The organism is Wenzhouxiangella sp. 15190 (assembly GCF_003417465.1).
In the GTDB taxonomy this organism is placed as follows: Bacteria; Pseudomonadota; Gammaproteobacteria; order Xanthomonadales; family Wenzhouxiangellaceae; genus Wenzhouxiangella.
Genome location: NZ_QVMV01000027.1, coordinates 14307 through 34883 on the forward strand (window position 1 = coordinate 14307; position 20577 = coordinate 34883).

Annotated in this window: 21 protein-coding genes; 10 read left to right on the forward strand and 11 right to left on the reverse strand. The window is 64.4% G+C overall.

All coding sequences use genetic code 11. The features are described 5' to 3' along the window. The first annotated feature begins 45 nt into the window (after positions 1 to 45). Both mpl and DZK26_RS06240 read left to right on the forward strand, forming a co-directional pair. The gene (gene mpl / locus DZK26_RS06235) at positions 46 to 1404 is read left to right on the forward strand and encodes a UDP-N-acetylmuramate:L-alanyl-gamma-D-glutamyl-meso-diaminopimelate ligase (RefSeq protein ID WP_116898190.1); all 1359 of its coding nucleotides are present in this window, start codon (positions 46 to 48) and stop codon (positions 1402 to 1404) included. Continuing rightward, positions 1401 to 1988, forward strand: coding sequence for an LON peptidase substrate-binding domain-containing protein (locus tag DZK26_RS06240; RefSeq protein ID WP_116898191.1), 588 nt, complete (start codon positions 1401 to 1403; stop codon positions 1986 to 1988). The genes mpl and DZK26_RS06240 overlap by 4 nt, the downstream gene beginning before the upstream one ends. Here the strand turns inward: DZK26_RS06240 and DZK26_RS06245 are convergent. Then, the gene (locus tag DZK26_RS06245; RefSeq protein ID WP_116898192.1) at positions 1951 to 3957 is read right to left on the reverse strand and encodes a VTT domain-containing protein; all 2007 of its coding nucleotides are present in this window, start codon (positions 3955 to 3957) and stop codon (positions 1951 to 1953) included. The two genes, DZK26_RS06240 and DZK26_RS06245, sit on opposite strands and share 38 nt — an antisense overlap. Before the next feature lie 87 nt (positions 3958 to 4044). Between DZK26_RS06245 and DZK26_RS06250 the strand changes: the two genes are divergently transcribed. After that, complete coding sequence (locus DZK26_RS06250) at positions 4045 to 4866, forward strand: NAD(P)-dependent oxidoreductase (protein WP_116898193.1); 822 nt, start codon at positions 4045 to 4047, stop codon at positions 4864 to 4866. 220 nt (positions 4867 to 5086) lie between these two features. On the opposite strand, the gene DZK26_RS06255 is transcribed toward DZK26_RS06250, so the two are convergent. Further along, positions 5087 to 6376: a citrate synthase gene (locus DZK26_RS06255; protein WP_116898194.1), complete on the reverse strand. Its 1290-nt coding sequence runs from the start codon at positions 6374 to 6376 to the stop codon at positions 5087 to 5089. A gap of 182 nt (positions 6377 to 6558) precedes the next feature. Here DZK26_RS06255 and DZK26_RS06260 point away from each other — a divergent pair, with 182 nt between their 5' ends. Both DZK26_RS06260 and DZK26_RS06265 read left to right on the forward strand, forming a co-directional pair. Next, positions 6559 to 7299 carry a hypothetical protein gene (locus DZK26_RS06260; RefSeq protein WP_116898195.1) on the forward strand — a complete coding sequence of 247 codons (741 nt, stop codon included), beginning with the start codon at positions 6559 to 6561 and terminating at the stop codon, positions 7297 to 7299. Positions 7300 to 7392: 93 nt separating this feature from the next. Next, positions 7393 to 8493, forward strand: a complete 1101-nt coding sequence (locus DZK26_RS06265; RefSeq protein WP_116898196.1) for a hypothetical protein — start codon at positions 7393 to 7395, stop codon at positions 8491 to 8493. A 114-nt stretch (positions 8494 to 8607) separates the two neighbouring features. Here DZK26_RS06265 and recG read toward each other — a convergent pair whose 3' ends face one another. From recG to DZK26_RS06300, 7 genes are all read right to left on the reverse strand, one after another. Then, the gene (gene recG / locus DZK26_RS06270; RefSeq protein WP_181918383.1) at positions 8608 to 10665 is read right to left on the reverse strand and encodes an ATP-dependent DNA helicase RecG; all 2058 of its coding nucleotides are present in this window, start codon (positions 10663 to 10665) and stop codon (positions 8608 to 8610) included. A 28-nt stretch (positions 10666 to 10693) separates the two neighbouring features. Then, positions 10694 to 11083 (reverse strand): RidA family protein, encoded by a 390-nt coding sequence (locus tag DZK26_RS06275; RefSeq protein ID WP_116898197.1) that lies wholly within the window; start codon positions 11081 to 11083, stop codon positions 10694 to 10696. Positions 11084 to 11187: 104 nt separating this feature from the next. Further along, positions 11188 to 11553 carry a four helix bundle protein gene (locus DZK26_RS06280; protein WP_116898198.1) on the reverse strand — a complete coding sequence of 122 codons (366 nt, stop codon included), beginning with the start codon at positions 11551 to 11553 and terminating at the stop codon, positions 11188 to 11190. A 75-nt stretch (positions 11554 to 11628) separates the two neighbouring features. Further along, the gene (locus DZK26_RS06285) at positions 11629 to 13737 is read right to left on the reverse strand and encodes a bifunctional (p)ppGpp synthetase/guanosine-3',5'-bis(diphosphate) 3'-pyrophosphohydrolase (protein WP_116898199.1); all 2109 of its coding nucleotides are present in this window, start codon (positions 13735 to 13737) and stop codon (positions 11629 to 11631) included. A gap of 54 nt (positions 13738 to 13791) precedes the next feature. Further along, positions 13792 to 14064 carry a DNA-directed RNA polymerase subunit omega gene (rpoZ, locus tag DZK26_RS14650; protein WP_116898200.1) on the reverse strand — a complete coding sequence of 91 codons (273 nt, stop codon included), beginning with the start codon at positions 14062 to 14064 and terminating at the stop codon, positions 13792 to 13794. A gap of 71 nt (positions 14065 to 14135) precedes the next feature. After that, positions 14136 to 14783 (reverse strand): guanylate kinase, encoded by a 648-nt coding sequence (gmk, locus tag DZK26_RS06295; protein ID WP_116898201.1) that lies wholly within the window; start codon positions 14781 to 14783, stop codon positions 14136 to 14138. Continuing rightward, entirely contained in the window at positions 14773 to 15642 is an 870-nt protein-coding gene (locus DZK26_RS06300; protein WP_116898202.1) for a YicC/YloC family endoribonuclease, read from the reverse strand. The genes gmk and DZK26_RS06300 overlap by 11 nt, the downstream gene beginning before the upstream one ends. Positions 15643 to 15764: 122 nt before the next feature. Here DZK26_RS06300 and rph point away from each other — a divergent pair, with 122 nt between their 5' ends. Both rph and DZK26_RS06310 read left to right on the forward strand, forming a co-directional pair. Beyond that, the gene (gene rph, locus DZK26_RS06305; protein WP_116898203.1) at positions 15765 to 16487 is read left to right on the forward strand and encodes a ribonuclease PH; all 723 of its coding nucleotides are present in this window, start codon (positions 15765 to 15767) and stop codon (positions 16485 to 16487) included. Then, entirely contained in the window at positions 16477 to 17076 is a 600-nt protein-coding gene (locus DZK26_RS06310) for an XTP/dITP diphosphatase (RefSeq protein ID WP_116898204.1), read from the forward strand. Before rph ends, DZK26_RS06310 begins: the two co-directional genes overlap by 11 nt. A 23-nt stretch (positions 17077 to 17099) precedes the next feature. On the opposite strand, the gene DZK26_RS06315 is transcribed toward DZK26_RS06310, so the two are convergent. After that, positions 17100 to 17516 carry a type II toxin-antitoxin system VapC family toxin gene (locus tag DZK26_RS06315; protein ID WP_116898205.1) on the reverse strand — a complete coding sequence of 139 codons (417 nt, stop codon included), beginning with the start codon at positions 17514 to 17516 and terminating at the stop codon, positions 17100 to 17102. After that, on the reverse strand, positions 17513 to 17767 hold the full coding sequence (locus DZK26_RS06320) for a FitA-like ribbon-helix-helix domain-containing protein (protein ID WP_116898206.1): 255 nt from the start codon (positions 17765 to 17767) through the stop codon (positions 17513 to 17515). The genes DZK26_RS06315 and DZK26_RS06320 overlap by 4 nt, the downstream gene beginning before the upstream one ends. 35 nt (positions 17768 to 17802) lie before the next feature. Here DZK26_RS06320 and DZK26_RS14165 point away from each other — a divergent pair, with 35 nt between their 5' ends. The 3 genes from DZK26_RS14165 to DZK26_RS06330 all read left to right on the forward strand — a co-directional run bounded on the left by DZK26_RS14165 (position 17803) and on the right by DZK26_RS06330 (position 20569). Further along, on the forward strand, positions 17803 to 17994 hold the full coding sequence (locus DZK26_RS14165) for a hypothetical protein (protein ID WP_147306654.1): 192 nt from the start codon (positions 17803 to 17805) through the stop codon (positions 17992 to 17994). Next, positions 17994 to 19184 (forward strand): radical SAM family heme chaperone HemW, encoded by a 1191-nt coding sequence (gene hemW / locus DZK26_RS06325; RefSeq protein WP_116898207.1) that lies wholly within the window; start codon positions 17994 to 17996, stop codon positions 19182 to 19184. The genes DZK26_RS14165 and hemW overlap by 1 nt, the downstream gene beginning before the upstream one ends. A gap of 92 nt (positions 19185 to 19276) precedes the next feature. Next, on the forward strand, positions 19277 to 20569 hold the full coding sequence (locus tag DZK26_RS06330; protein ID WP_116898208.1) for an MFS transporter: 1293 nt from the start codon (positions 19277 to 19279) through the stop codon (positions 20567 to 20569). Positions 20570 to 20577: the final 8 nt, after the last annotated feature.

Consider the following 20577-nt stretch of genomic DNA (forward strand, 5'->3'; position numbering starts at 1 on the left):
CCACAGAAGCGCTGAATCCGTAATGATTAGATTGGAGGACCACTGGTGAAAATCCATATTCTCGGCATATGCGGCACGTTCATGGGCGGGCTTGCGGCCCTGGCCCGATCCGACGGTCACCAGGTCAGCGGCTCGGACGAAAACGTCTACCCGCCCATGAGCACCCAGCTCGAAGCGCTCGGCATCGAGTTGCGTGAAGGCTACGACCCGGATCACATCCCCGACGATGTCGATCTGGTCATCATCGGCAACGCGCTGAGTCGCGGCAACCCGGCCATCGAATTCGTGCTCGACAACGACATCCCGTTTGCCTCCGGCCCGCGCTGGCTCGGCGAGACCTACCTGCGCCGCCGCTCGGTGCTGGCGGTCGCCGGCACCCACGGCAAGACCACTACCGCGAGCATGCTCGCCTGGATCCTCGAGTACGCCGGCAAGAACCCCGGGTTTCTGATCGGCGGCGTTCCGGTCAACTTCGATGTATCGGCCCGCACCGGCGAGGATCTGTTCGTGGTCGAGGCCGACGAGTACGACACGGCCTTTTTCGACAAGCGCGCCAAGTTCGTTCACTACCGGCCGCGCATCGCCGTGCTCAACAATCTGGAATTCGACCACGCCGACATCTATCCGGACCTGGCCGCCATCCAGACCCAGTTCCACCACCTGGTGCGCACCATTCCCGGCAACGGCCGGCTGGTCGTCAATGCCGCCGACGCCAATCTGCGCGCCGTGCTCGAAAAGGGATGCTGGACGCCGGTTTCCGGATTCGGCCTGAGCGAAACCGGTGTCGGCGACTGGCAGGTCACACTGGAAGAGCCGGCGGGCCGCAAGCTGGCGATTCATCATGCCGGCCAGCCGGTCGGCAGGTTCGAATGGACGATGACCGGCCGGCACAGCGCGCTGAATGCGCTGGCCGCCATTGCCGCTGCCGAAGCTGCCGGCATCGAGCCGTCGACTGCCATCGAGGCCCTGTCCGAGTTTCGCGGCGTCAAGCGCCGTCAGGAACTGCTCGGTGAGCGCAGCGGCATCCACGTCTACGACGACTTCGCCCATCACCCCACGGCCATCCGCCTGACCCTGGAAGGCCTGCGTCGCGCGGTCGGCAACGCCCGCATCCTCGTCGCACTCGAACCGGCCAGCAACACGATGCGCGCCGGCTTTCACGTCGCCGACCTGCCGTCGGCGCTGACGGCCGCCGATTTCGTCTGGCTGCGCAGCTCCGAAGGTATGGACTGGGACCCCCACGAGGTGATCGAGAAAACCGGCGGGCAGGGCCGCCCGCGCAGCCGGGTGGAGAACATGCTCGAGGACATGCTCGCCGAGGCCCGGCCCGGCGACCATGTCATCTTCATGAGCAACCGCGGCTTCGAGAATGCCCCGCGACGATTCTTCGAGGCCCTGGCGTGAGCCGCGAAACGCTGCCGCTGTTTCCGTTGAAGACCGTGCTCTTCCCCGGTGCGCCGCTGAGCCTGCGCATCTTCGAACAACGCTATCTCGACATGGTGCGCGACTGCGCCCGTACCGCCACCGGCTTCGGGGTGGTCTGCGCCTGGCCGGCGGAACAGGAAGGCCGGGCCAAGCACGCCCGCATCGGTACCGAGGCAATGATGGTCGATTTCGACCAGCTCGACGACGGACTGCTGGGCGTGACCTGCCGTGGACAGCGGCGCTTCCTGATCCGCGAGACACACGCTCGCGACGACGGCCTGCTCATCGGCGAAGTCGATTGGCTGCCGCCCGAACCCGCCGTACCCGTACCGCCGCACTGTGCCGCCCTGCAGACCCTCATCCAGGAACTGATGCGCCACCGTGACCTGGCCGACCACTTCGAGGTCGACGTCGAGGACGCCAGCAGCCTGGGGAGAACCCTGGCGGCCAGCCTCGCCCTGCCCGAGGAACACGCCCAGGCCCTGCTGGAAATGACCGACCCGGTCGCCCGCCTGGAAGGCCTGATCAGTCTGCTTCAGGAAGAGGATTCCGAAGACGACTGATCAGGCGGAGTCCGCGCTCTCCGACGGCGCGGGGTTCGACCTCGCCCAGCGACCGCTCGAGCGCCGCCATGGCCGCTTCTCCGTCACCGCTATCGCGCCAGCGGTTGAACAGCCCGAACATATCGTCCATCGCCTCGATACGCACCTGGCCGAGCCACACGGGTACATCGCCCGGCTGGAGCCTGGCGCCCGAAGCCCACAGGCGAAGCACGTCGCGGCGACCGTCTTCCCGGTCGCGCACCATGATCAGCGCTTCCGGCCGGCCGGCGAAATCCCTCGGCAGGTGGGGCAGCCGTTCCGGCCGCGGGCGGGCGCTCAGCAGTGCCGACCAGCGCATGGAACGCTCCCCGGGCTGGCGCCAGCCGGCTTCGCTCAAACGTTCGACGAGCCAGGTCCGCGGACCCGCGTACTGGAAGTCGAAGCGCTGGTCTTCTTCCGCGCCCAGACGGGAACGCTCGGCCGGCAACGCACGCCAGCCACTGGCCTGCCAATCGCTGATCGACAATATCTGTCGGGGCAGTTCCAGGCGTGTGGCCTCGGCCAGTCTCTGATAGCCACCGTCGACCTGGAAGGCCGTGACCGAAACAAGCAGACCATAGAACAACAGGCCCAGCATTCCCGGATGCCGTCGCGACAGGGCGCGTTGCCGATAACCGATGCCGACCAGGGCCAACCAGCCGCCGCCCAGAGCCAGCGCGGCCACCAGCCCGAGCGGCGTGACCAGCCCGAGATAGAAACAGGCGAACGACACCAGCGCCAGCAATACCGAGTTGACCAGGTAGGCCCACTTGCGGTGCGCGGCGCGCATGTCCTTGGCTACCATCACGGCGAAGAAACCGAGCACGACCGTGGTGAGGGTCAAGCCGATGTGCGGCACCTCGCCATAGCCGGGCGCAGCCCCGGGGGCGGGAAACAGAAAGCCGAGCCAGCCGTTGAGCAGCTCGGCCAGCAGCCAGCCGCCAGCGGTCGCCGCCAGCCAGTGGGCGGCCGCGTTGCCCCTGCCCAGAGCGAGCATCAGCAGCGCCATCGACCCGGCCACGAGGATCAGTACGCGCAGATCCGCCGCGAGCGCAATGACGATCATCACCGGATCGGCCACGTGGTTGCGCAGGCTGGCCGCCACCGAGGCGAGTTGACGTTCGGCATCCAGCGTGCCGGCGGCAAACGGCGCGGCAATCACAACCCCCAGCAACACCGCCAGGCAGACCATCAGGAACAAGCCCAGCAGCGTGACCGAGATCAGCTCGCGCCGGCCGGGGCCGGTGCCGAACAGCGGCTCGACCCAGCGGCCGATCAGGGGATGCTCACTCAACCAGCGAATCAGGCTGCGCAGCCACCAGCCGCTGCGGCGCGCCGTGTAGGCATAAACGACGCGGGTAAGCCAGGTCACGGCCCACAGCACCAACAGCAGGGTGACGAGCACCAGCACCAGTCGTCCGGCAAACTCGGCAGCCAGTTCCAGCGAAGCGCCGAAAAGCAGCCCCGGCAACATGTAAATCGGCACCCATACGGCGCAGGCCGGAATGGTGGCCAGCAGCATGGTACGCGCTGGCAGGCTCATGGCACCGGCAATCAGCGCGCTGACCGGCCTCGTCGGACCGAGCAGGCGCCCCAGAAACACGCCCTTGCCGCCGTAGCGGACCACGGCCCGGCGCGCCCGGGCCATCAACTCGGGATGCCGGCGCAACAGCGGCCAGTCGTCGATCCGGTCGCGATAGCGCCGCCCGACCCAGTAGCTGGTCCAGTCGCCCCCGAGCGCCCCCATGAAAGCCGACAGCCAGCACCACATGAAAAGCACGGGGTCGCCGCTGACCACCGCGCCGATGATGAACAACAGGATCACGCCCGGCAGCAGCAGGCCGAGGACGGCGAGCGATTCGAAATATGCGAACACGGCCGACATGGCGATGAGCCAGCCCGGATGTGACTGGGCCAACTCGAAGATTCGATCGATCAGTGTCGATTCCATGGCCGGTGGCTCAGCGCGTGCCCGTGCGAAAGAGGCTCATGCCTCTTAGGATATGCTTTCAGTCTCGCATTGAGGAAACATCAAGCCATGACCGCATCACTCGAGGGCAAGACCCTGTTCATTTCCGGCGCCTCGCGCGGCATCGGCCTGGCCATCGCGCTCAAGGCCGCCACCGACGGCGCCAACGTGGCCGTCGCGGCCAAGACCGACCGGCCCCACCCCAAGCTGCCCGGCACCATCCACAGCGCTGCCGAGGAAATCGAGGCCGCCGGCGGCCGGGCACTGCCGCTGAAGGTCGATATCCGGGACGAGGATGCGGTTCGTGAGGCCATGGCGAAGACGGCCGATACCTTCGGCGGCATCGATGTACTGGTCAATAACGCCTCGGCGATCTACCTGGCGCCGACTCCGGAAGTGCCGATGAAGCGCTACGACCTGATGCACGGCGTCAACACGCGCGGCACCTTCGTGTGTTCCCAGGCCGCATTACCCTACCTGAAAAAGGCCGGCAACCCGCATATTCTCAACCTCTCGCCGCCGCTGAACATGGACCCGAAATGGTTCGCGCCGCACGTGGCCTACACCATGGCCAAGTACGGCATGAGCATGTGCGTGCTGGGCATGTCGGAGGAGTTCAGAGAGGACGCCATCGCGGTCAACGCGCTGTGGCCGAAGACCGTCATCGCCACCGCCGCGCTGGCGATGCTCGGCGATGCCGTCAAACCGGAGAACTGCCGCAAGCCGGAAATCCTGGCCGACACCGCCCACTGGATCCTGACGCAACCCTCGGGCGAGGTCACCGGCAACTTCTTCATCGACGAGGACGTGCTCGAGAAGATGGGCGTGACTGAACTTGACCAGTATGCGGTTCAGCCCGGGAAGGAGCTCTTACCGGATCTGTTTCTGTAAACGTGAATTCCGGGCAATAAGCAGGTCAGGAAATTCGAAATCCGAAGCACCAAATCCGAAACAAGCACGAAATTCGAATGACAGAAACAAACCCTCATGCGTCCCTTCGGGACCATGAGGACAAAACCGTTTCGAGCTTCGTGCTTCGAATTTGTTTCGGATTTCGGATTTCGAATTTCAGATTTTTAGGGTTCGAGGCCACCACACCTCGAACCAGCCATTAACGCTTGTCGATATCCACGTACTCGCGCTCACCGGCCCCCGTATACACCTGTCGGGGCCGCCCAATGCGGTGCGGGGTGGCGGACTGTTCGAGCCACTGGCTGACCCAGCCCACCGTGCGACCGATGGCGAACATGGCGGTGAACATGCTCTGGGGAATGCCCAGTGCCTTGTAGATGATGCCTGAGTAGAAGTCGACGTTCGGGTAGAGCTTGCGCTCGACGAAGAAATCGTCCTCCAGCGCGATCTGCTCGAGTTCCATGGCCAGGTCCAGCAACGGATCGGCCTGGCCCAGTTCGTCGAGTACTTCGTGACAGGCCTTGCGGATGATGGTCGCGCGCGGGTCGAAGTTCTTGTAGACACGGTGACCGAAGCCCATCAGACGGAACGGATCGTTCTTGTCCTTGGCCTTCTCGACGTACTTGCCGACCTGGTCGACGCTGCCGATCTCGTTGAGCATGTTGAGCACGGCCTCGTTCGCGCCGCCATGGGCCGGACCCCAAAGCGCGGCGATACCTGCGGCCGTACAGGCATACGGGTTGGCCCCGGTTGAGCCCACCAGACGCACGGTGGACGTCGAGGCGTTCTGTTCGTGGTCGGCATGCAGGATGAACAGCAGGTCGAGCGCCTTGGCGGCAACCGGGTTGACTTCGTAGTCCTCGGCCGGTACCGAGAACATCATGTCCAGGAAACGCTCGGAATAGTTGAGCGAGTTGCGCGGATAGGCGCTCGGCCATCCCCTGTAGTGGCGATAGGCGGCCGCGGCGATCGTCGGCATCTTGGCGATCAGGCGCTTGGCTGCCAGATCGCGCTGTTCGGGATCGTTGACGTCGAGCTTGTCATGGTAGAAGGCCGCCATCGAGCCGACCACGCCCGAGAGGATGGCCATCGGATGCGCGTTGTAGTGAAAGCCCGAGATGAAGTTATTGAGCTTCTCGTGGACCATCGTGTGATAGGTGATGTCGCGCTCGAAGGCCGAAAACTCCTCGTTGGACGGCAATTCCCCGTAGAGGAGCAGGTAGGCGACCTCCAGAAAACTGGAATGCTCGGCGAGCTGATCGATGGGATAGCCGCGGTAGCGCAGAATGCCGGCGTTGCCGTCGATGTAGGTGATGTCGCTCTTGCAACTGGCCGTGGCACCATAGCCCGGATCGTAGGTGAAGTAACCCAGCTCGGAATGCAGCTTGCTGATATCGAGGGTGGGATCGCCTTCGGTGCCGGCAACAACCGGCAGGTCGAGGGTCTTTCCGGATTCGTGGTCCGTCAGAGTGAGTTTGCGTTCGGTCACCGGGGCTCTCCTTCGGAATTTTGATGGTGCGCACGGCGTCAGTACCGCACCGTACGGGCCACTTAGTATCGCATATCGTTCAAGCGCGCTTTAGAAGAATTTCTGCGCAGGCGCGATGGCTCTTTCATACCGCCTTTCCGCCGTGGATAATGACGGCCCGGTTTCGCGCTACGGAGGCAGGCTTGCTGTCGCGACGACGACTCGTTTCATGGCTGTTTTTTGGCAGCCTGATCCTGCTGGCGGTGTCCTGGAGTAATCGCGACGACTTCGATCCCGACATGTGGATCCATCCCGCAGTGGCCGACGAGCCGCTGCAGAACCCGGTCGACGAGCCGGAGTTCACGACGCGGGCCAACGAAGTCGATTACATCGTCCGGCCGAAATACCGCTACGAGCTGACCGGCCTGGTCGTCTCCTTCAAGCGCTTTTCGCACGACTACGGCCTGCACAAGCGCTGGAACGATTTCATCAACGTCGCCGACGTGTGCGTGGTCTGGGGCGACAACGCCACCGAGGTGGATCTCAATGCCTTCGATTTCTGGAACGGCGAATTCACCTGTACGTTCGCAACCCGCGATGAGTCGGCCTGGCGCAGCTTCAACAAGGACAAGCTGTCCAACAACCACCTCATCACCGACGACCCGCGGGTGCGCGAAGTCGTCGACGAACTCGATGTGGGCGACCAGATCCGCGTCAGCGGCTGGCTGGCCGAATACGGCGAGCCCGGCGGCCCGTTCCGCAAGACATCCACCACGCGTACGGACACCGGGGATGGCGCCTGCGAGACCATTTACGTTGCCGACATGGAAATCCTCGGCTCGATGAGCACGATCTGGCGCAAGCTGTTCTGGCTGGCGCTCGCCGTGCTGGTGGTCAGCATCGTGCTTTGGTTCACCACCCCTCACCATAAACTCAGGCGTTGAGACCGAAACCCAGCCGGCAAGCATTGATAAAGGCCGGTTCCGCCATTACGCTGCCGGGCAGCAGCATTGGTTGAAACACGAGCGGAGGTTGAGATGACACGCAAGACTTTCGTATTGCTGGCAATCATGCTCCTGTGGCTACCGCTTTCGCTTTCGGCCAACGTGATCGACGCCGACGCCAGCGGCAACTGGTACAACCCGGACCAGGCCGGTCACGGCCTGCAGATCGAGGTACTCGACCTCAGCGAGGCCGTGGTTGCCTGGTACACCTTCGACAACGAGGGCACCCCGCTGTGGCTGTTCGGCACCGGCGAAATCCAGGGCGACACCCTGCGCGCCGAGCTCGTCGAGTATGCCGGCACCCGTTTCCCGCCCGATTTCGATCCGGATGAAATCGAGGGGGCTGCCTGGGGCGAGATCATCTTCCAACGTACCGGCTGCAACGCGGCAATGCTGGAATGGACACCGGCGACCGACGCTTATGCCGGCGGCGAGATGGCCCTCCAGCGAGTGACGCGGATCGACGGGCAACGCTGCAACACGCCTTACTGGGATCGTGAACTGAGCTTCACACCGGCGAGAAATTCCAGCGGCTTCCAGGCCCAGTTCTTCGACTATCCCGACGGCGAGAGCAACTCCTATGAACTCGAGGCCGGTTTTCGCACGCTGCCCGAACCCTGGGACGAACGCGGCGGCGTGATGATCCGCGGCAACAATCATTCCGACGACTTGATGATGGTGCTCTACCGCCGTCTCGACGGTCTCGAGCCCGACACCGAATACAACGTCGAGCTGGCCATGCAGTTCGCCACCAACGTGCCCGCGGGCTGCGTCGGCGTCGGCGGCCCGCCCGGCGAGTCGGTTTTCGTGCGACTGGGCGCAGCAAGCGAAGCGCCCGATTACGAGGTCGTCGACGGCTACCGCCGCGCCACGCTGGATCTCGGCCAGCAGTCCAGTGCCGGTGCCGATGCACTCAGTGTCGGCGACATGACCAGCGGAGCCGGCGACGAATTCTGCAGCGGTGCGCAGCCCCCGTGGCATCTCAAGCGCGTATCGACCGCCGGGCAGGATTTCACCGTCACCAGCAACGAGAACGGCCGCATCTGGGTCTACGGCCTGAGCGACTCGGGCTTCGAGGCCACCACGGTCTGGTACCTGACCGAGTTCACGGTGCGGCTGGCCCAGGCGGAGTAGACGCTTGACCCAATGCACAAAACCAAGGAACCACGGAAGACACTGAAAGCACGGAATGTAATGAATTCATTTTTTCTTTCCGTGTCTTCCGTGAATTCCGTGGTTCCGCTTCAGTCAGACATCGACAAATTGCTCGGCGTCGCCGAGCCAGCGTTCGATAATCGTGTCCGCGCCGGGCTTTTCGAGTGACCCGGCCAGGGCCTTGACCGGCTCGAGCAGGTCGGCGTCGCGGGCCAGGTCGGCGACCCGGAAGCGCAGCATCCCGGTCTGGCGCGTGCCCAGCACCTCGCCCGGGCCGCGCAGTTCCAGGTCCTTTTCGGCGATGACGAAGCCGTCGGTGGTCTCGCGCATGACCTCGAGCCGTTTCTGCGCGGTCTCGCCCAGCGGCGGCTTGTAGATCAGCACGCAGGCGGCCTGCTCGCTGCCGCGCCCGACGCGCCCCCGTAGCTGGTGGAGTTGCGACAGGCCCAGGCGCTCGGCGTTTTCGATCATCATCAGGCTGGCGTTGGGCACGTCGACACCGACCTCGATCACCGTGGTGGCCACCAGCAAGGCGACCCGGCCGGCGGAAAAATCGTCCATGACCGCCTGCTTTTCGGCCGGCTTCATGCGCCCGTGAACCAGGCCGACGCTGAATTCCGGCAACGCGCCCGACAATTCTTCGGCCGTGGACTCCGCCGCCTGGGCCTCGAGCAGTTCGGACTCCTCGATCAGCGGACACACCCAGTAAGCCTGCCTTCCTTCGCCCAGTGCGCGCCGGAGTCGCTCGACGATTTCCTCGCGCCGACCCTGGCTGAGCACCACGGTGGTCACCGGCTTGCGGCCCGGCGGCAGTTCGTCGATGACCGAGATGTCGAGACCGGCATAGGCGGTCATTGCCAGGGTGCGGGGAATGGGGGTAGCGGTCATGACCAGCTGGTGCGGGGAACGCGCGCCCTCGCTGCCCTTGGCCGCCAGCGCCAGGCGCTGGTGCACGCCGAAGCGATGCTGTTCGTCGACGACGATCAGGGCCAGGTCCCGGAACTCGACGCCTTCCTGGAACAGGGCGTGCGTACCGATGGCGATGCTGGCCTCGCCGGCCAGACGATCGAGCGCCTCGCGGCGCGCCCGGCCCTTGACCTTGCCGGCGAGCCAGACCGGCTCGATGCCCAGCGGCTCCAGCCATTGCGACAGGGTGCGATAGTGCTGCTCGGCCAGGATCTCGGTCGGCGCCACGATGGCCGCCTGCCGACCGCTGGCCGAGGCGGCCAGCAGCGCAATGGCGGCGACCAGGGTCTTGCCCGAACCCACATCACCCTGAAGCAGCCGGCGCATGGGTCGCTTGCCGGCAAGGTCGGCCATGATCTCGCCGGCCACCCGCGTCTGGGCGCCGGTCGGCTCGAAACCGACGACCTCGAGCAGGCGTTGCTGCAGGGTGTCGTCCGGCTCGAGTGAATGCGCCCGCTGACGCTCGCGAGCCCGGTTCAGCCGGGTCAGGGCCAGATGATGCGCCAGCAACTCTTCGCTGGCCAGGCGCTGCACCGCCGGATGGTGGCCGTCGACGAGCGCCGCGAGATCCTCGTCGGGACCCGGCCGATGGATGATGCCGAGTGCCTCGACCAGCGGCATCCGTTTCCCGTCGGCCAGCGGGTCGTGCAATTCGATCTGTCCGGAGAGCAGGCGTTCGACCGCGCCGTCGATCGCCTTCGCCAGCGTGGCCTGCGCCAGGCCCTGGGTGACCGGATAGATGGCCGTGAGATGTTTCGGCAGCGGCGGCGACTTGCCCGCCGCCAGCACCTGGCACTGCGGGTGCGCCATCTCGAAGCCCTGCGGCCCGAAACGCACATCGCCAAAGCAGCGCACCCGGTTGCCTTCGCGAAACATGCGCCGCTGCGAGGGATAGAAACGGAAGAAGCGCAGCGTGATCTGCCCGCTATCGTCGGCCAGGGTCACCAGCAGCATGCGGCGCCGGCGCTGCACGACTTCCTGATGCATCACCCGCCCCTCCACCTGGGCGCGGGTTTCGGGTCGCACGCGGTTCATCGGAACGATGCGCGTGCGGTCTTCGTAGCGCAGCGGGCGATGGAACAGCAGGTCCAGCTCGCGGGTGATGCCCAGCGCCTTGAGGCGCGAGGCCACCTGCGGCCCGACGCCGGCCAGCTCGCCGACCGGCCGCAAACCCTGATCCGTCACGATGCCAGGCCGAGTTCGTCGCGAACGATCAGTGCTCGCCGAGCACCATGATCGCGTCCATCTCCACCGGCACGCCCTTCGGAAGCGCGGCGACCTGGACGGCGGCCCGGGCGGGATAGGGCTCCGCAAAACGCTCGGCCATCAGTTCGTTGACCGTGGCGAAATGCGACAGGTCGGTCAGGAAGACGTTGAGCTTGGCGATATCGTCCATCGTCCCGCCGGCGGCCTCGACCACGGCCGCGAGGTTGTCGAAAACCCGGTTGGTCAGCGCCGTGAAATCCCCCTCGATCACCTCACCCGTGGCGGGATCGAGCGGAATCTGGCCGGAAAGATAAACCGTATTACCGGCGCGAACGGCCTGGGAGTAGGGGCCGATGGCGGCGGGTGCGGCGGACGTTTCTATTGGCTGTTTTGACATGTCGAAGATCTCCGGGCTTTAGCTGATACAAAAATTCGAAATACGAAGCACCAAATACGAAACAAATTCGAAGCACGAATTTTCGAAACAACGAACATCGATGCTCAGGATGAATTTCTGAGAATTGCACCCAGTATAAGCATGAGCTGCCGGCCTTCTTCCACCAACGCAGATCTTTGCTCAAGCAGGCTTTGATCATCCCGACAATCCAGGAGCCTGAGCCAGTATTGCGCCTCCTTGGATTCCTTACGGGCAATCCGGATTCGGTGGCGGAAATCCCGCTTGCTCAGGGCCTCGTTGGCTTCGATGTAATTGGCTCCTACGGAACCCGACGCCCTGATGAGCTGTTTGGCGTCCTCGATATTGCCGATGGTCCTCGGGAGTCCTTTGCAGAATTGCCTGACCGATCGGGCAAACTCGAAGGTCCGATCTTCGAGATCGTAGCTAGAGTTATCGGTCGTTTCGGTCATTCGAATTTCGATTTTCGAATTTGTTTCGGATTTGGTGCTTCGGATTTCGAAAATTCGGGCACCCCGCGCCCGTAATCATTCTCTCCCTACCCGTAATACGTGTTGATTCCGCCGCAGGCGCCGCATCACGCGGGCGAGTTGGTCGCGGCCGGTGACGGCGAGGGTGAACTGGAGGATGGCGGTCTCGCGCGTGGTGGTGGGTTGTTCGACGCGTTCGATGTTGGCGCCGACTTCGCTGAGGGTGGCCGAGACCGAAGCGAGCACACCGGGACCGTTGATGGTGACGATCTTCAGCCGCACCGAGAAGTAACCGTGCATCACCGGCGCCCAGTCGACTTCCAGGCAGCGTTCGGCGTGATCCTTTCTCAGCTCCGGCACGTTGGGACAGCGCTGGCGGTGGATGACCAGGCCCTTGCCGGGGGAGAGATAACCCATGATCGGATCGCCCGGCACCGGGTGGCAGCAGTTGGCGAATTCGATCGCGCTGCCCTCGGTGCCGCCGATAGTCAGCGCTTCGGATTCCGGTTCTTCGCTCGTCCTGCGCTGCGTCAGCGGCAACAGCTTGTGGGCGACGATCCGGGCGAGCATGTCGCCACGAGCGATGCGGATGAGCAGGTCCTCGAGGCGCTCGAGCTTGAGCTTCTTGAGGTAGCGGTCCAGCCGGCGCTCGGAAATCTTTTCCAGCGAGAAGCCGCGGCGCGCCAGGGCCTGGTCGAGCAGGCGGTGGCCGATGGCCACGGAGTCGGCCTGCTCGAGGTTCTTCAGGTGTGCGCGGATGCTCGAACGCGCCTTGGAGGTGGCCACGAACTCCAGCCACTCCGGCTGCGGCGTGGCGCCCTTCTGGGTGATGATCTCCACGGTCTGGCCCGATTCCAGGCGGGTGTTGAGCGGCACCGGCTCGCGATCGATGCGCGCACCCACGGCCTGGTTGCCCACGTCGGTGTGGATGGCGTAGGCAAAATCGAGCGCGGTGGCGTCGGCCTTGAGGTCGATGATCTTGCCCCGGGGCGTGAACACGAACACCTCGTCGGGAAACAATTCCGACTTGGCCGCATCCAGGAATTCCACCGAGTCGGTCGCGCGCGACTGCGTCTCGACCAGCTTGAGCAGCCATTCGCGTGCGCGCACGGCCGTCTGGCCGTCGGGCGTGGCCTTGTAGAGCCAGTGCGCCGCCGCGCCCTTCTCGGCGACGAGGTCCATCTCCTCGGTGCGGATCTGGATCTCGATCGGCACGTCGAAGCTGGTGTTGACCACCGTGTGCAGCGACTGGTAGCCGTTGGGCTTGGGCAGGGCGATGTAGTCCTTGAAACTGCCCGGCTTGGGCTTGTAGAGCGCGTGCACCACGCCCAGGGCCTGGTAACAATGCGGCTCCGAGTGCGTCACGATGCGAAATGCATACAGGTCCATGACCTGGTCGAAGCTCAGCGACTTGTCGCGCATCTTGCAGTAGATGCTGTAGAGCGTTTTGGTCCGCCCTTCGACCCGCGCCGGGATACCGGCCTCGCTGAGTTTCTTCTTGAGCGCGGCGGTCACCGAGTCGATGAGTTCGGCGCGATTGCCCGCGCCCTGCTTGACGCGGCCGCTCAATACCCGGTAGCGGTTGGGATGCCGATGCTGGAAACCGAGGTCTTCGAGTTCTTCGCGCAGTTCGTTCATGCCCAGGCGCGCGGCGATGGGTGCGTAGATTTCGAGGGTTTCGGTCGAGATGCGCCGCCGCGAGGGTGCCGTCATGTGGCCGATGGTGCGCATGTTGTGCAGGCGGTCGGCCAGCTTGATGAAGATCACGCGCAGGTCGCGGCTCATCGCCAGCAGGAGCTTGCGGAAACTTTCGGCATCCGCCTCCTGGCGGGTGCGGAACTTCATCTTGTCGAGCTTGGTGACCCCGTCGACCAGCTTGGCGATCTGCTCATCGAACTGATCGGCGAGATCGTCGTGCTCGATCTCGGTGTCCTCGATGGTGTCGTGCAGGATGGCCGCGGCGATGGTCTGGTGATCCATGCGCATGGCGGCGAGGATGTGCGCCACCGCCACCGGGTGCATGATGTAGTCCTCGCCGGACTTGCGTTTCTGACCCTCGTGGGCCGCGGCACCGATTTCATAGGCACGCAGCACGACGGCCACGTGCTCGGGTTCGAGGTAGGTATTGAGCAGGTCCCTGAGCTCACGGACCGGGGCAGGCAGCATGGCGGCACTCCGGTCGGCTACAGGGACCTCATGAACATGCGACGACGCGCCCGATCAATCCAGGTCGTCTTCGGGCGGCGCCGGAACTTCGGTCTGCATCGCCGCCAGGCGGGCGTCCAGTTCGGCCTGGAGCTGGGCGATGTTCTCGTCGGTGACTTCGCCCTCGGCGATCTCGCGCAGGGCGATGACCGTGGGCTTGTCGGACTCCTCTTCGACCAGCGGGTCGGCGCCGTTGGCGATCATGCGGGCGCGCTGGGCGGCGGACATGACCAGTTCGAAACGGTTCGGTACCGCCTCGATACAGTCTTCTACGGTTACTCGTGCCATGGCTTCTTGCTACTCCGGAAGTTGATCGGGGCTGTCCGGACGGTGTCCGGCCTGATCGCCCCGACGGAAAATCAATCGGTTATTGTACCGTCGGCGGCGGATTCGTCCAATAGGCGATCGACGAGATCCTGCTTTCGCTGGCGCCGTAGCGGCCAGCTGCGCACGATCGCCTGCAGGTCGGCCAGGGCCTGCTCGAATTCGTCGTTGACCACCATCCAGCGGAAGTCACCGCAGGCGGCGATCTCGCGCCGGGCCTCGCCCAGGCGGCGTTCGATCACCTCGGGCGTATCGGAGCCGCGCTGGCGCAGGCGCTCGGCCAGTTCGGCCATCGACGGCGGGAGGATAAAAATCGTGCATACGTCGGGATGGGAGCGCAGGATCTGCGCGGCACCCTGTACGTCGATCTCCAGCAGCACGTCGCGCCCCGCATCGCGAAGCCCTTCGACCCGATCACGCCGCGTACCGTAGTAGTTACCGAAGACCTCGGCGTGCTCCAGGTAATCGCCGGCTTCGATGCCGCGCCCGAATTCCTCGACCGAAACGAAATGATACTGCTCGCCGTCGACTTCGCCGCTGCGTGCCGGGCGGGTGGTATCGGATACCGACAGCGCCAGGTTCGGGCACTGTTCAAGCAATGCCCGGATCAGGCTGGTCTTGCCGGCGCCGCTGGGCGCGGCGATCAGGAACAGTTCACCGGCGACGTGAGGATCACTCGACATTCTGCACCTGCTCGCGCATCTGCTCGACCAGCACCTTGAGTTCGACGGCGGCCTGGCCGACCTCGGCCAGGGTGGCCTTCGAGCCCAGGGTGTTGGCCTCGCGGTTGAGTTCCTGCATCAGAAAGTCCAGGCGGCGCCCGACCGGCTCGTCGAGCGCCATCACCCGCCGCACCTCGGCGATATGCGCATCCAGCCGGTCCAGCTCCTCGTCGACATCGAGCTTTTGCAGCTGCATCACGACCTCCTGCTCGATACGCCCGGGATCGACGGAAACATCCAGCGACTCGAGCCTTTCACGCATGCGCTGATCCAGCGCTTCGCGGATGGACGGCAGTCGTTCGCGCACCGCCGAGGCCTGCGCCTCGATGCCGGCCAGGCGTTGTTCCAGCATGTCGGCAATGGCCCGGCCTTCCTGTTCACGGGCAGCGACCAGAGCGTCGATGGCCTCGTCGAGGAGATCGAGGGCCGGATCGAAGGCCGATTCGAGGTCGCTGTCGGCCTGTTCGACCAGCCCCGGCCAGGACAGCAGGTGCACCAGGTCGGGTTCGGCGCTGCCGCCGGCCAGGTCGGCGATGTCGTCGTGGGCGCGCAGCAGGTTGCGGGCAATGTCGATATTGATGCGCATGTCCGCGGCCGCCACGGCCGGGTCGGGCTGGAACTTGAGCGAGACTTCCACCTTGCCGCGGCCCAGGCGTTCCTTGAGCCGGCCCCTCACTCCGGGTTCCAAGGGGCGGAAGTCCTCGGGCAGCCGCAGGCTCAGGTCGAGAAAACGCTGGTTGACCGAGCGCAGCTCCCAGGTCACCTGCCCCACTTCAAGGCTCCCGGAGCGCCGGGCATAGGCGGTCATGCTTCTGATCATGGCATTGCAGTCATGTATGAATTCACCAAGGAACCTTTGAAGGCGCAGCAGTTTTCAGGGGTTTGGAAAGGAATGCAACATGGTACCCTTCCGGCACCTCCCAGAGAAAGGATTTCCCTGTTTTGACCCGACCTTCCGGACGCCAGAACGACGAACTTCGTCCCGTCTCGATCGAGCGCCATTTTACGCTGCACGCCGAGGGCTCGGTGCTGATCGCCTGCGGCGACACCAAGGTGCTGTGCAATGCCAGTGTCGAAGATCGCGTGCCGCCGTGGCTCAGAGGCAAGGGCCAGGGCTGGGTCACCGCCGAATACGGCATGCTGCCGCGGGCGACCGGCACGCGCAACATGCGCGAGGCCACGCGCGGCAAGCAGGGTGGGCGCACGCTCGAAATCCAGCGCCTGATCGGCCGCAGCCTGCGCGCGGTCATCGATCTCGAGGCCCTGGGCGAACGCACCGTCACGCTCGACTGCGACGTACTCCAGGCCGACGGCGGCACACGCACCGCCTCCATCACCGGCGCCTACGTCGCGCTGGTCGACGCCATGGATGCCCTGTTCGACAGCGGCAAGGTCAAGCGCAACCCGATCCACGGCCGGGTCGCGGCGGTGTCGGTGGGCATGCTCGGATCCGACGCCGTACTCGACCTCGATTACAAGGAAGACTCCACCGCCGACACCGACCTCAACGTGGTCATGAACGACGGCGGCGGCTTCATCGAAATCCAGGGAACGGCCGAGGGGCACGCGTTCCGACGCGACGAACTCGACGCCATGCTGGCCCTGGCCGACAAGGGCGTCGGCGAACTGATCGCCGCACAGGAAGCCGCACTCGATGACGCTTGAAGGGGGCAAGCTGGTTCTGGCCAGCGGCAACAAGGGCAAGCTCAAGGAGCTGGCCCATATGCTCGAGCCGCTGAAGATCTCGGTCGTCTCCCAGGCCGAGTTCGACGTCGAGCCGGTCGAAGAGACCGGCCTGACGTTCATCGAGAATGCGATCCTGAAGGCGCGCGAAGCCGCCCGCGTGTCCGGCCTGCCGGCGCTGGGCGACGACTCCGGCCTGGTGGTCGACGCGCTCGATGGCCATCCCGGCATCTACTCGGCCCGTTTTGCCGGCGAGAATGCCGATGACGCCGACAACAACGACAAGCTGCTGCGCGAGCTCGCCGACCTGCCGATGGAGCGCCGCACCGCCCATTTCCACTGTTGCCTGGTCTTGCTGCGCCACGAAGCCGACCCGGTGCCGATCATTGCCGAGGGCAGCTGGCACGGTCATATCCTGGAAGCGCCCCGCGGTGACAAGGGCTTCGGTTACGACCCGCTCTTCCACGACCGCGAACTCGGCGCCACCGCCGCCGAACTGCCGATGGAAGAAAAAGCCCGCGTCAGCCATCGCGGCAAGGCGCTGGCCGCTTTGATCGAACGATTATCGTAGGTCGGGGCAACGTCCCCGACGGCCTATGTTTTCCAGGGGTTGATCACGGGCACGCCAGCGGCTTCGAACGGCGAAGTATCCCGGGTGGCTACCGACATACCTCTCGAGTCGGCAATCGCGGCAATGTAACCATCCGGCGTCGACAGGCCGCGGCCCGCGACTCGCGCCCGGACCGCAATATCGGCATATCGATCGGCCGCTTCAACATCAAATGCCAGGACTCTTTCATCGAACAGGTCGAGCAATCCACTCAGCACCGTCTTCAACTGGTTCTTGCGCCGACCTCCGGGCAGAACACCAATCCCGAAGCGCAGTTCGGCCAGCGTGACGCTCGACAGGAAGACGGAATCGGCCACCTGGTCGTTCAGCCATTGCATCACACCCGGATTGGGCCGAGGCCGCATCGCCTCCGAAACAACGTTCGTGTCGAGCAGAATCACGCCAACTTCGCGGGCTCAGCCGGCGTCTTGTCGTGCGCTTGTTCAAGGCGATCGACCTCTTCATCGGACAAACCGACGTCACGCCCAAGTGATGCGAGCGCATCACCCAGACGAACCCGATCGACCGGCTTGACGGCGGCAGCCAGGATTTCACGCACCTCGGCTTCGGTGCTGCGCCCGTGACTGGCAGCCCGCAAGCGAAGCGCCCGGTGCACGTCCTCGGACAGTTTTCGAATGGTCAGGACAGCCATCAGCCTCTCCTCATATTGAAGGCAATGCTGTCATTATGAAATTTTTGCTGTCGCTTTTGCAAGCGGCAATCCTCAGCGAAATGCCTGGACAAGGGCGCCAGATCACCTGTTATGGCCATTTGAACATTCGAATTTCGAATTTGCTTGGAATTTGGTGCTTGGAATTTGGTGCTTTTTCTCCAGATATCTTGTCCTACGTGACTATTAGCCCGGTGATTCGCTACTGATGCTTTCTCTTCCCCCCCTCTCCCTTTACATCCACCTTCCCTGGTGCGTGGCGAAGTGTCCGTATTGCGACTTCAATTCGCATGCGCTCGACGGCGAATTGCCGGAGGATCGATACATCGATGCGCTGCTGGCCGACCTGGAAGTCGACCTGCCGCGGGTGTGGGGGCGGCCGGTGGTCAGCGTGTTTCTCGGCGGCGGCACGCCCAGCCTGTTTTCGGCCGCGGCCATCGACCGGCTGCTTTCAGGCGTGCGGGCCCGGCTGCAACTGGCGCCCGGTGCCGAGATCACGATGGAAGCCAACCCCGGCACGGTCGAACACGACCGTTTCGAGGCCTACCGCGCCGCCGGCATCAACCGCATCAGTTTAGGCATCCAGAGCTTCGACGACGCCCAGCTGAAAACCCTGGGGCGGATCCATTCCAGCGCGGAGGCCGAACATGCGATCGAAGCGGTCAAGTCCGCCGGCTTCGATCGCTTCAACCTCGACCTGATGTGGGCGCTGCCGGGGCAAAGCGTTGAAGAGGCCGTGAACGATGTCGAGCGGGCCCTGGCGTTCGGCCCGCGACACCTGTCGCATTACCAGCTCACGCTGGAACCCAACACGGTCTTTGCCAAGCACCCGCCCGCGTTGCCGGACGAAGACTCGGTGATCGCGATCCAGGAGGCCTGCGGCGAAAGACTGCACAATGCCGGACTTCATGCCTACGAAATCTCGGCCTGGGCCGAACCGGGCCAGGAAAGCAGCCACAACCTCAACTACTGGCGCTTCGGCGACTACCTGGGCATCGGCGCCGGCGCCCACGGCAAGATTTCCCTGCCCGGCGAAGACCGCATCCTGCGTACACGCCGCAAGTCGCACCCGCGGCCCTACCTCAAGGCGCTGGACGACGGCAGCTTCGTGGCCGAGGAGAAGGCCATTCCCGATTGCGAACTGGCTTTTGAGTATTTCCTCAACCGTTTCCGCCTGGACGAGGCCATTCCGATGGCCGAGTTCGAGGAGCGCACCGGACTGCAGGCCGATGCGGCTGCCGATGGCATGAAGCGCGCCGTTGAACTCGGCCTGGTCGAAATCGCCAGCACAGGACGTCGGGGATGTGACCCCGACCTACGTTTCGAACGCTCGACGATCATTCGGCGTACAGATCGTGGTCACCGGTTCCTGAACGACCTGCAGGCCTGTTTCCTCTAGGCACTAGGAAACCGCTAAGAACGACTGCGCGGGCACGTGTCAGTGCATGCGCTGTCTGACATAATCAGCGACGAAAACCCGGGACCTTCGTCATGCGCAGCATCATCGCCATCTTCACTCTGCTGTTCGGCATCGGGCTGATGCTGACCGGCAATGGCCTGATCGGCACCCTGCTGGGCGTGCGCGGCGGTATCGAGGGGTTTTCCAGTTCCGTGCTCGGGATGATCATGGCCGGCTACTTCACCGGCTTCGTCACCGGAACCTTCATCGTTCCCCGCCTGATTCGCGTTGCCGGCTACGTGCGCACCTTCGCCGCCCTGGCATCGATCTGCTCGGTCACCGTTCTGCTGCACGGCCTGTACCCGGACCCGCTGGTCTGGTTCGTGGCCCGGGCCGCGGCCGGCATTTGCATCGTCGGCATCTACATCATCATCGAGAGCTGGCTCAACGAACAAACGACCAACGAGCAGCGCGGACACATCTTTTCGGCCTACATGACCACGACGTTTGTCGGCCTGGGCATCGGCCAGTTGCTGCTGCAGGCCGGCGACGTCAACACCCTGCAACTCTTCGCCCTGGGCTCGGTTCTGATGTCGATTGGCCTGGTGCCGGTTGCGTTCACCCGGGTCCAGGAACCGCCGCTTGTCGAGGCCCACCGTCTCGGCCTGCGTAAGCTTTACGAAGGGTCGCCGCTGGGCGTGGTCGGCGCCCTGTTCTCCGGCGTCGGCACCGGCGCTTTCTGGGGCCTGGCGCCGGTCATGGCCGCCGGCATCGGCCTGAATCCTGCCGGCATTTCCGGCTTCATGGCCCTGAGCATCCTCGGCGGAGCGCTCGTGATGTGGCCCATCGGCCATTTATCCGACCGCCTCGATCGGCGCAAAGTCCTGGCCTGGGTCTGCTTGATGACCGGCATCGCCGCATTGGGCGCGCTGTGGCTGATCACCTGGGACCCGCGGCTGATCCTGGTCGCTGGTTTCCTGTACGGGGCGACGGCTTTCAGCATTTATTCACTGTCGGCCGCGCATACCAACGACCACATCGGAACTGAACACATGCTCGAGGCCACCTCCAGCCTGCAGCTGCTCTACGGCTCGGGTGCGATCGCCGGGCCGCTGACCGCGGGGTTTTTGATGCAGTGGATCGGGCCGACGATTCTGCTCGGCTTCATGGGCGGCGCTGCGCTGGTGCCGGCCGGTTTCGCGTTCTGGCGCATGTGGGTGCGCCCGCCGGTGTCCCGGGATAATCAGGGCGAATGGGTACCGCAGTTCGCCACCTCGCCGGCGGCGCTGGAGATGCTTCCTGATCAGGAGGACGAAACCAAAACGACCGGGGAGGATATCGAAGCAGGGCCCCGGGAAGATGCCAAGCCCCAAGCAAAATCCTGACAAATTCA

Coding starts and splice junctions, on each gene's coding strand:
- DZK26_RS06245 (WP_116898192.1), bottom strand. CDS start 3,957: ATGGAATCGACACTGATCGATCGAATCTTCGAGTTGGCCCAGTCACAT.
- DZK26_RS06250 (WP_116898193.1), top strand. CDS start 4,045: ATGACCGCATCACTCGAGGGCAAGACCCTGTTCATTTCCGGCGCCTCG.
- DZK26_RS06265 (WP_116898196.1), top strand. CDS start 7,393: ATGACACGCAAGACTTTCGTATTGCTGGCAATCATGCTCCTGTGGCTA.
- DZK26_RS06275 (WP_116898197.1), bottom strand. CDS start 11,083: ATGTCAAAACAGCCAATAGAAACGTCCGCCGCACCCGCCGCCATCGGC.
- DZK26_RS06280 (WP_116898198.1), bottom strand. CDS start 11,553: ATGACCGAAACGACCGATAACTCTAGCTACGATCTCGAAGATCGGACC.
- DZK26_RS06285 (WP_116898199.1), bottom strand. CDS start 13,737: ATGCTGCCTGCCCCGGTCCGTGAGCTCAGGGACCTGCTCAATACCTAC.
- rpoZ (WP_116898200.1), bottom strand. CDS start 14,064: ATGGCACGAGTAACCGTAGAAGACTGTATCGAGGCGGTACCGAACCGT.
- gmk (WP_116898201.1), bottom strand. CDS start 14,783: ATGTCGAGTGATCCTCACGTCGCCGGTGAACTGTTCCTGATCGCCGCG.
- DZK26_RS06300 (WP_116898202.1), bottom strand. CDS start 15,642: ATGATCAGAAGCATGACCGCCTATGCCCGGCGCTCCGGGAGCCTTGAA.
- DZK26_RS06310 (WP_116898204.1), top strand. CDS start 16,477: ATGACGCTTGAAGGGGGCAAGCTGGTTCTGGCCAGCGGCAACAAGGGC.
- DZK26_RS06320 (WP_116898206.1), bottom strand. CDS start 17,767: ATGGCTGTCCTGACCATTCGAAAACTGTCCGAGGACGTGCACCGGGCG.
- DZK26_RS14165 (WP_147306654.1), top strand. CDS start 17,803: ATGAAATTTTTGCTGTCGCTTTTGCAAGCGGCAATCCTCAGCGAAATG.
- hemW (WP_116898207.1), top strand. CDS start 17,994: ATGCTTTCTCTTCCCCCCCTCTCCCTTTACATCCACCTTCCCTGGTGC.
- DZK26_RS06330 (WP_116898208.1), top strand. CDS start 19,277: ATGCGCAGCATCATCGCCATCTTCACTCTGCTGTTCGGCATCGGGCTG.